The organism is Mesorhizobium sp. ORS 3428, assembly GCF_001854785.1.
Taxonomy (GTDB): domain Bacteria; phylum Pseudomonadota; class Alphaproteobacteria; order Rhizobiales; family Rhizobiaceae; genus Mesorhizobium.
On the sequence record NZ_MDFL01000090.1, the window covers coordinates 20,376 to 29,693 of the forward strand.

A 9,318-nucleotide genomic window follows, 5' to 3' on the forward strand; every position below is an offset into this window, starting at 1 on the left:
ATGCCCGTTTCGCTGTCTACCTCTGCATCGCTCTACGATCGCGTCCGGCGGGTGATCCCGCCGATCGAATGGCCGGCCTTCACCGACGACATCGACGCCATCCTGGCGCTGAAGCGCCAGCGCAACGCCGTCATTCTGGCGCACAACTACCAGACGCCCGAGATCTTCCACTGCGTGGCCGACATCGTCGGCGACAGTCTGGCGCTCGCCCGCAAGGCGATGTCGGTCGATGCGGACGTTATCGTACTGGCYGGCGTGCATTTCATGGCCGAAACGGCCAAGCTCCTCAATCCCGGCAAGACCGTGCTCATTCCGGACCTCGGCGCCGGCTGCTCGCTGGCCGACTCGATCACGGCTTCGGACGTACGCCTGATGCGGCAACGCTATCCAGGCGTGCCGATCGTGACCTATGTGAATACGTCCGCTGCCGTGAAGGCAGAGTCCGACATCTGCTGCACCCCGGGCAATGCGCTGGCGGTGGTGGAATCGCTCGGCRCCCCGAGGGTGATCATGCTGCCCGACGAATATCTGGCCAGGAACATCGCGGCCCAGACGAAGGTCGAGATCATTGCTTGGAAGGGACACTGCGAGGTGCATGAGCGCTTCACACCCGCCGACATACGCGAACTGCGCGAGGCGCATCCCGGCGTCACGGTCCTTGCCCATCCCGAGTGCCCGCCGGAGGTTGTTGCGGAGGCGGATTTCGCCGGCTCGACGGCGGCGATGTCGGACTATGTCGGACGGCACAAGCCGGCGCGCGTCGTGCTGATGACCGAATGCTCGATGAGCGACAACGTCGCCGTCGAGCATCCGAACGTCGACTTCGTACGTCCCTGCAACCTCTGCCCACACATGAAACRCATCACCCTTGCCAATATCCGCGCGGCGCTGGAGGAGAACCGCCACGTCGTGACCATCGATCCTGATGTGGCCGAGCGGGCACGCGGGGCGGTGGAGCGGATGCTCGCCATATGACCATGCAGAACCTCAACGGCCGGCCGGTTATCATCGGCGGCGGCATTGCGGGGCTGATGACGGCGCTGCAGCTCGCCCCGGAGCCGGTCGTCATCATCTCCAAGGCCCCACTGGGGGATGATGCCTCCAGCATGCTCGCGCAGGGTGGGGTTGCAGCGAGTCTCGGCAGCAATGACAGCCCAGACCTGCATCTTGGCGACACGCTCGCAGCCGGCGACGGGCTTTGCGACGAGATGACGGTGCGACGCGTCGTCGAGGCTGCACCACAAGCGATCGAGCATCTGGAGCGATTGGGCGTAGCTTTCGACCATGCACCCGACGGCACGTTTCTGCTCGGGCTCGAAGCCGCRCATTCGCGCCGGCGGATCGTTCATGCCGGCGGCGACGCCACCGGCCGCGCGCTGGTCCGCGCGCTCGCCGCCGCCGTGCGACGGGCGCCTTCGATCGTCATCCTCGAAGGCGTCGAGGTCAGGCGCCTGCTCGTCGAGGATGGCGAAATCGCCGGCGTGCTTGCGGTCGGAAACGGCGATGCGGTGACGCTCTCAACAAGCCGCGTTGTGCTTGCGACCGGAGGCATAGGCGGCCTGTTCCACCATACGACGAACCCGCTCGGCTCGTTCGGCCTGGGCCTGGCGCTTGCCGCGCGTGCCGGCGCGGAGCTCGCCGACCTCGAATTCGTGCAGTTCCACCCGACCGCGCTCGACGGTCCGCGGCGCCCGATGCCATTGGTGAGCGAAGCGGTGCGCGGCGAAGGCGCGATCCTCGTCGACGAGCAGGGCCGCCGCTTCCTCGCMGATACGCGGGGCGCAGAACTCGCGGCGCGCGATATCGTGGCGCGAGGGGTGTGGCGCCAGCTTGCCCGCGGGCACCACGTGTTCCTCGACGCGCGGAAGTGTCTCGGCACGAGGTTCGCCGACCGCTTCCCTGCGATCGCAACGCTTTGCCGTGAAGCCGGCATCGATCCCGCCGCGGAGCCTATCCCCGTGCGTCCCGCGGCTCACTATCACATGGGCGGCGTAGCGGTGGATGCCGAGGGCCGCAGCTCGCTTCGCGGCTTGTGGGCGTGTGGCGAAGTCGCCCGGACAGGGCTGCACGGCRCCAACCGGCTTGCCAGCAATTCGCTCATTGAAGCAGTGGTGTGCGCTGCCTGGGTCGCGGTAAGCGTCGCCGCCGCCTCGCCTACCGCGAACAGACGGCTGAAGCCGGCTATCGTGCCGCCGCGACCGGAGGCCTCGCGCATCCGCCCGATCGCTTCGCACGCGCTCGGCATTGAACGCGATGGCCAGACGCTGCGCGAAGCGGCGAAGGCCCTGGCGCCGATTGCAGTCGGCCATGGTGCCGCGTCCGATCCTGCACTGGTCGCACTAATGATCACGATCGCCGCTCTTCACAGAGAGGAAAGCCGGGGTTCGCACTTTCGGACCGATTTTCCCCAAAGTGATGCGCAGTCCCGATCGCTGCGGTTGACCATGGACGAGACGCTCGAAGCAGCGGCGATCCTTTCCGACACAACACCCGACACCGTAACGCTGCTCGACAGGAGGGCTTGACCATGCCGCTGACGCCTTTGCCGCGCGTGATGGTCGAGCCGCTGGTGCGAGCCGCCCTGCTCGAAGATCTGGGTCGCGCCGGCGATCTCACCACCGACGCGATCGTTCCGCCGGACGCCGCCGCAACAACGGTGCTTGCCGCAAGACAGYCGGGCGTGATCGCCGGTCTCGCTGTCGCCGCCCTCGCCTTCGAACTGATCGATCCACGAACCGAAGTCACCATGATCCACTCGGACGGCAGCGGCGTCTCCGCGGGAGACGTCATAGCGTCGGTGCGTGGGCCCGCTCGTGCGTTGCTCACGGCCGAGCGCACGGCGCTCAATCTGCTTTGTCATCTGAGCGGCATCGCCACGCAAACCGCAGCGGTTGTCAATGCGGTGCGGGACTACAAAGCCAAAATCGTGTGCACGCGAAAGACGACGCCCGGTCTGCGTGCGCTGGAAAAATACGCGGTGCGCGCCGGTGGCGGCGGCAATCACCGCTTCGGCCTCGATGATGCCGTGCTCATCAAGGACAATCACATCGCGATTGCCGGTGACATCCGCACAGCGATCGAGCGGGCCCGTGTTAGCGTCGGYCACATGGTGAAGATCGAGGCCGAGGTCGACACGCTTGAACAGCTCGATATCGCACTCGCGGGCGGCGTCGACGCGGTACTGCTGGACAACATGTCCATCGAGCAGCTGACCCTGGCGGTGTCGACCGTCGGCGGCCGCGCGATCACCGAGGCTTCCGGCCGGGTGACCGCGCAGACGRCACGGGCGATAGCCGCGACCGGCGTCGACCTGATTTCGGTCGGCTGGATCACGCACAGCGCGCCGATCCTTGATATTGGACTGGATTGCCAGTAGCGAAGCATGTCCTTGGTCAAGGCACACGCCACCTTTGAACAGAAACCGGCGCTCATGAGCCGGCAATAAATGGCCAGGTTGGTCAATAGAAGCTTCCCGTTCACCGGAATTCGGTTGCGAATGGACATCCAAAGAATGGAGATGGCATGAACGTCGAACCACAGTTGAACGCCGCCTTGGGGTCGACCCGCGAGGCTTCCATTCAATGGACCCGCGAAGCGGCCCAGGCGATCTACGACCAGCCCTTCAACGACCTGCTCTTCAGGGCGCAGACGATCCATCGCGAGAATTTCGATCCCAACCGGGTGCAGCTGTCGCGCCTGCTCTCGATCAAGACCGGCGGCTGTCCCGAGGATTGCGGCTATTGCAGCCAGTCCGCGCATTACCAGTCCGGCCTCAAGGCATCGAAGCTGATGGAGGTTCAGCGCGTCATCGCCGAGGCCCGGAAAGCACGCGATGCGGGTGCCACGCGCTATTGCATGGGCGCCGCCTGGCGCAGCCCCAAGGAGCGCGACATGGACGCCGTGGTCGCCATGGTCGAGGGCGTGAAGGCGCTCGGTATGGAGACCTGCATGACGCTCGGCATGCTCGACCTCGATCAGGCACAGCGGCTCAAGCAGGCCGGCCTCGACTACTACAACCACAACATCGATACCTCCGAGCGCTACTACAGCGAGATCATCTCGACCCGCACCTTCGCCGACCGGCTGGAGACGCTCGCCAATGTCCGCGACAGCGGCATCAAGGTCTGCTGCGGCGGCATCGTCGGCATGGGCGAGGAGAAGGCCGACCGCATCGACATGCTGGTGACTTTAGCCAACCTGCCGGAGCCGCCCGACAGCGTGCCGATCAACATGCTGATCCCGATCGAGGGCACACCRCTCGGCGAGGCCGAACCGATCGAGCCGATCGAATTCGTGCGCACCATCGCGCTAGCCCGCATCATGATGCCCAAATCGCATGTACGGCTCTCGGCCGGCCGCACGGCGATGAGCGACGAGATGCAGGCGCTGTGCTTCTTCGCCGGCGCCAACTCCATCTTCGTCGGCGATACCTTGCTGACCGCCGAGAACCCCGGCGAGGACAAGGACAGCGCGCTGTTCCGCCGGCTTGGCATCAAGCCTTTTGCGCGCGAAGCCTCGTGAGCGGAGGAGCGAACGGCCGAGCGATGCTCGACCGCTACGAGGCGACCTTGAGCGGATTGGCCCGCAAGAGCCGGTTGCGGACCCTGGGCCCGCGCTCGGGCCTCGATTTCGCCTCCAACGACTATCTCGGCCTTGCGCGCTCGAAGCGTCTGGCGGAGGCGGTCGCCGCGGCACTCGCCGCAGGCACCCCGGTCGGGGCGACAGGGTCGCGGCTCCTGCGCGGCAACGACCCCGAACACGAGGCGCTCGAAGCCAAGGCGGCCGACTTCTTCGGCGCCGAGCGCGCGCTATTCTTCGGCGGCGGCTATGTCGCCAATTTCGCCGTGCTCACGACCTTGCCCCAGAAGGGCGATCTGATCGTGCTGGACAAACTGATCCACGCCAGTGCGCATGAGGGGGCGCGAGCCGGCCGCGCCGAAGTGACGGAAGCCGCGCATAACGATGCGGATGCCGTGAACGATGCGATCCGAGCCTGGCGCACAAGAGGCGGCACCGGCCGTGCCTGGATCGTGGTCGAGAGCCTCTACAGCATGGACGGCGATCGGGCTCCGCTTGATGGCTTGATCGAGGTCGCGGACCGACACGATGCATTCCTGTATGTCGACGAGGCGCACGCCACCGGCGTCTACGGTCCGGATGGGCGCGGCCTTGCGCATGATCTCGAAGGCCGAGACAACGTCGTGGTGCTGCATACCTGCGGCAAGGCGCTGGGCGCATCCGGCGCGCTGGTCACCGCGCCAGAAGTTCTGTGCAACTATCTCGTCAACCGCTGTCGTCCCTTCATCTACGCCACCGCGCCCTCGCCGCTGATGGCGGTGGCGGCGGCAACGGCCCTCGATATCGTCGCTGACGAACCGGATCGCCGTGAACGGCTGGCGCGGCTGGTCGCGCTCGCGGACAAGAGGGCCGAGGACCTTGGCTTGCCTGCGAGGGGCTCGCAGATCCTGCCGATCATCGTCGGCGACAATACCCGCGCCATGGCGCTGGCTGAGGCTCTGCAGTCGCATGGCTTCGACGTGCGCGGCATCCGCCCGCCAACGGTGCCCGAGGGCACGGCGAGGCTTCGCATCTCTCTGACGCTGAATGTCGACAAAGCAGATGTTTCGGCGCTGTTCGATACTCTCGCCGAGACATGGGAGCGCACACCATGACGGCACGCGTCATCGTGACCGGCACCGACACCGGCATCGGCAAGACCGTGTTTTCGGCCGGTCTCGCAGGCCTGCTCGACGGTTTCTACTGGAAGCCGGTGYAATCGGGCCTCGACGAGGAGACCGACAGCGAGGTTGTTGCCCGGCTTTCTGGCCTACCTTCAGGGCGCGTCCTGCCGGAAGTCTACCGTCTGAAGACGCCTCTGTCGCCGCATCGGTCAGCCGAGATCGATGGTGTCGCGATCGAAGCGGCAAAGCTCTCACTACCGGAGTTGCCCGGCCCGCTCATCATCGAAGGGGCCGGCGGGCTGATGGTGCCRCTCAATCGGCAGACAAGGTTCATCGATATCTTCCGGGACTGGCAGCTGCCGGTCATTCTTTGCGCGCGCACGGYGCTCGGCACCATCAATCACACCCTGCTTTCGCTCGAGGCCCTGCGTGCCCGCTCAATACCCTTACTCGGTGTCGCGTTCATCGGCGACGAGATGGCGGATACGCAAAGGACGATCGCCGAGATGGGCAGGGTGCGCGTGCTTGGTCGTCTGCCGCGTCTGGATCCGCTGACGCCCGCAGCGCTTTCCGAAGCCATGAGGGCCGCATTCAACGTCCCCAACTTCATGGAGGCCCCACAGTGACCCGCTCCGCTGTCTGGCATCCCTTTACCCAACATGCCACAGAGCCGGTGCCGCCGATGGTCGTGCGCACCGAGGGCGCTTATGTCGAGACGCGCGAAGGCAAGCGCATACTCGACGCGATCTCCTCCTGGTGGGTCATCACTCATGGCCACCGCCACCCGAAGATCGTGGAAGCGATCCGGCACGCGACCGAGACACTCGACCAGGTGATCTTCGCCGGCCTCAGCCACGAGCCGGCCGAGCAATTGGCCTCGGCGCTGGTCGATATGGCGCCGGCGGGGCTCGACTGGGTCTTCTTCTCCGACAGCGGCTCGACCAGCGTCGAGGTGGCGCTGAAAATGGCGCTCGGCTTTCACCGCAACAATGGCGCGCCGCGCTCGCGCATCGTCGTCATGGAACACAGCTATCACGGCGACACCATCGGCACGATGAGCGTCGGCGCGCGCGGCGTCTTCAATGCCGCTTACGAGCCCCTGCTGTTCGAGGTCGACACCATCCCCTTCCCTGCCGCAGGCCAGGAACAGAAGACGCTCGATGCCTTCGAACGGCTGGCGCGCGACCGCAAGGTTGCTGCATTGATCGTCGAGCCGCTGGTGCTCGGCGCCGGCGGCATGCTGATCTATCCGGCTTCGGTTCTGGCCGAGCTCAAGCGCATTGCCGAGCGCTCCGGAACACTTTTCATCGCCGACGAAGTCATGACCGGCTGGGGCCGCACCGGCACAATGTTCGCCTGCGAACAGGCGGAGATCGCGCCCGACATGTTGTGCACGTCCAAGGGGCTGACGGGCGGTTCGCTGCCGCTTGCGGCTACGCTCGCCACCGATGCGATTTTTCGCGCACATTACTCCAGCGATCGCGCCAGGACCTTCTTCCATTCGAGCTCCTACACGGCGAACCCGATCGCCTGCGCGGCGGCACTCGCGAATGTCGGTATCTGGAACGACGAGCCCGTGGCGGAACGCGTGGCAACCCTGTCGCGGATGCAAGCTGAGATGATTGCGCGGTTCAACGGGGACCCGCGTTTCGACAATGTGCGCACGACCGGCACCATCGCCGCACTCGACCTCCGCGTCGGCAGTACCGGCTATCTGGCCGAGGTCGGCCCGAGGCTGCGCGCCTTCTTCCTCGAGCGCGAATTGCTGGTGAGACCGCTGGGCAACGTCATTTACGTGCTGCCGCCTTATTGCGTGACGTCGGGCGAGCTCAACCGGCTTTACGACGCTATCGACGAGGCGGCCGAGCTTGCGGGCGACAAGAGATGAACCGCACGGCGCGCATCATCGGGTTGGGCCATCACGTGCCGGCGCGCAGGGTCGGAAATGCCGAGATCGAGGCAAGCCTCGGGCTGGAGGCGGGCTGGATCGAGGGGCGCACCGGCATCCGCTCGCGTTTCTGGGCGGAGCCAGGCGACACGCTGTCCGGACTGGCGGCCAAGGCAGGCGCCATGGCGCTTGAGGCCGCCGGCATCGATCGCAAGGAGATCGGCCTGCTGCTTCTGGCCACCTCGACGCCTGACCATCTGCTGCCGCCGACCGCGCCGCTGGTGGCGCACAGGCTCGGGCTAAAAAAGGCCGGCGGGGTCGACCTTGCCGGTGCCTGCGCGGGATTCATCTATGCCATGACCTTCGCCGACGGCTTCGTGCGCCAGCACGACAGGCCGGCCCTCATCATCGCCGCCAACATCTTGAGCCGCCGGATCAATCCGGCCGAGCGGGCGAGCGCCGTGCTGTTCGCCGATGCCGCCGGCGCCGTGGTGCTCGCTCCGTCCAGCGATCCCGGCCACGGCATACTCGGCGCCTCGCTTGCCTCGGACGGCTCCGCTTATGGCCTGATCCACATCCCGGCGGGCGGCAGCAATCGCCCCTTCGCGGAAGAGATCGACATCGCCGAAACCCGCATGACCATCGCGAACGGCCGCGAGGTCTTCGTCAAGGCGGTGGAGATGATGAGCCGCTGTTCCTTAGAGGCGCTGGCGGCGGCCGGTGTTTCGGCGCTGGATGTCTCCCGCTTCGTGCCGCACCAGGCAAATGCCCGTATCTTCAACGCGGTCGGCAAGTCGCTCGGCATTGCGGATGAGCGCATCGTCAAAACCATTGCCGACTATGGCAACTCGTCGGCCGCGACGATCCCCCTGTCGCTGTCCATTGGGCACAGCACCAAACCATTTCGGCCGGGCGAGACGTTGCTTCTGGCTGCAGCTGGGGCTGGCCTTACCGGTGGGGCTTTGGTGATTGGCGCCTAGACTAACGTCAGCAAAAGGCGCGAGATCTTTCATTGCGCGGTCGAAGTCGTCGGCGACACCCCTGGCGCTCGCCCGCGCGCCGCGCAAGTATCGGCTTGCCAGCAGACGAGCTTGCCGGACAATCCCAGGCCTGGGGTGAAATCAGATCGGCGCGCGAGACCCGCGCCGAGGCCCTGAACCTTGTGCGGATCCGGCTGGCCGCCCCGACAGCGCGGCCGAAGCATCCGGCTCCACCGCCACCACACGCACCAAAAGCTTGTGCTCTTCAGCACCTGGCCGACGCCGGTGACGATGCCRTTGGCGTCCGCCGCAGAGCAAATCACAACATCGCTTGCAGCTCCGGCAGGATGACGAAGAGATCGCCGACCAGGCCGTAGTCGGCAACCTGGAAGATCGGCGCTTCCTCGTCCTTGTTGATGGCGACGATGACCTTGGAGTCCTTCATGCCGGCCAGATGCTGGATGGCGCCCGAGATGCCGCAGGCGATGTAGAGGTCGGGGGCCACCACCTTGCCGGTCTGGCCGACCTGCCAGTCGTTGGGGGCATAGCCCGCATCGACCGCCGCACGGCTGGCGCCGACCGCGGCGCCCAGCTTGTCGGCGACCGGCAGGATCACCTCCTGGAACTTCTCCGCCGAACCCAGCGCGCGGCCGCCGGAGATGATGATCTTGGCCGAGGTCAGCTCCGGACGGTCGGTCTCGGAAAGCTTGTTCTCGATGAAGGTGGAGAGGCCGGGATCGGCCGCCGCGCTCACCGCCTCGACCGCAGC

The 9,318-nt window shown here is 66.1% G+C and carries 9 protein-coding genes and 1 pseudogene; 8 read left to right on the forward strand and 2 right to left on the reverse strand.

All coding sequences use genetic code 11. The features are described 5' to 3' along the window. The 8 genes from nadA (at position 1) to ORS3428_RS08635 (ending at position 8,549) form a co-directional block, all read left to right on the forward strand. Positions 1-975 carry a quinolinate synthase NadA gene (nadA, locus tag ORS3428_RS08600; RefSeq protein WP_071096447.1) on the forward strand — a complete coding sequence of 325 codons (975 nt, stop codon included), beginning with the start codon at positions 1-3 and terminating at the stop codon, positions 973-975. Beyond that, positions 972-2,525, forward strand: a complete 1,554-nt coding sequence (locus ORS3428_RS08605; protein ID WP_071096449.1) for an L-aspartate oxidase — start codon at positions 972-974, stop codon at positions 2,523-2,525. The genes nadA and ORS3428_RS08605 overlap by 4 nt, the downstream gene beginning before the upstream one ends. A 2-nt stretch (positions 2,526-2,527) precedes the next feature. Beyond that, a complete protein-coding gene (gene nadC, locus ORS3428_RS08610; protein WP_071096451.1) occupies positions 2,528-3,376 on the forward strand; it encodes a carboxylating nicotinate-nucleotide diphosphorylase in 849 nt (282 codons plus the stop codon). A 146-nt stretch (positions 3,377-3,522) separates the two neighbouring features. Further along, positions 3,523-4,521, forward strand: coding sequence for a biotin synthase BioB (bioB, locus tag ORS3428_RS08615; protein WP_071096454.1), 999 nt, complete (start codon positions 3,523-3,525; stop codon positions 4,519-4,521). A 23-nt stretch (positions 4,522-4,544) separates the two neighbouring features. Continuing rightward, on the forward strand, positions 4,545-5,672 hold the full coding sequence (locus ORS3428_RS08620) for an 8-amino-7-oxononanoate synthase (RefSeq protein ID WP_071096456.1): 1,128 nt from the start codon (positions 4,545-4,547) through the stop codon (positions 5,670-5,672). After that, positions 5,669-6,307 carry a dethiobiotin synthase gene (gene bioD, locus ORS3428_RS08625; RefSeq protein ID WP_071096467.1) on the forward strand — a complete coding sequence of 213 codons (639 nt, stop codon included), beginning with the start codon at positions 5,669-5,671 and terminating at the stop codon, positions 6,305-6,307. Before ORS3428_RS08620 ends, bioD begins: the two co-directional genes overlap by 4 nt. Next, the gene (locus tag ORS3428_RS08630) at positions 6,304-7,569 is read left to right on the forward strand and encodes an adenosylmethionine--8-amino-7-oxononanoate transaminase (RefSeq protein ID WP_071096459.1); all 1,266 of its coding nucleotides are present in this window, start codon (positions 6,304-6,306) and stop codon (positions 7,567-7,569) included. Before bioD ends, ORS3428_RS08630 begins: the two co-directional genes overlap by 4 nt. Beyond that, a complete protein-coding gene (locus ORS3428_RS08635; RefSeq protein ID WP_071096461.1) occupies positions 7,566-8,549 on the forward strand; it encodes a beta-ketoacyl-ACP synthase III in 984 nt (327 codons plus the stop codon). Before ORS3428_RS08630 ends, ORS3428_RS08635 begins: the two co-directional genes overlap by 4 nt. Positions 8,550-8,701: 152 nt before the next feature. Here ORS3428_RS08635 and ORS3428_RS33910 read toward each other — a convergent pair. Both ORS3428_RS33910 and ORS3428_RS08640 read right to left on the reverse strand, forming a co-directional pair. After that, a pseudogene (locus tag ORS3428_RS33910) lies at positions 8,702-8,845 on the reverse strand (cysteine synthase A); the annotation flags it as partial. Positions 8,846-8,868: 23 nt separating this feature from the next. Then, positions 8,869-9,318 (reverse strand): electron transfer flavoprotein subunit alpha/FixB family protein (locus ORS3428_RS08640; RefSeq protein ID WP_201788302.1); only part of this gene is annotated, 450 nt, incomplete at its 5' end.

Coding starts and splice junctions, on each gene's coding strand:
- ORS3428_RS08635 (WP_071096461.1), top strand. CDS start 7,566: ATGAACCGCACGGCGCGCATCATCGGGTTGGGCCATCACGTGCCGGCG.
- ORS3428_RS08620 (WP_071096456.1), top strand. CDS start 4,545: ATGCTCGACCGCTACGAGGCGACCTTGAGCGGATTGGCCCGCAAGAGC.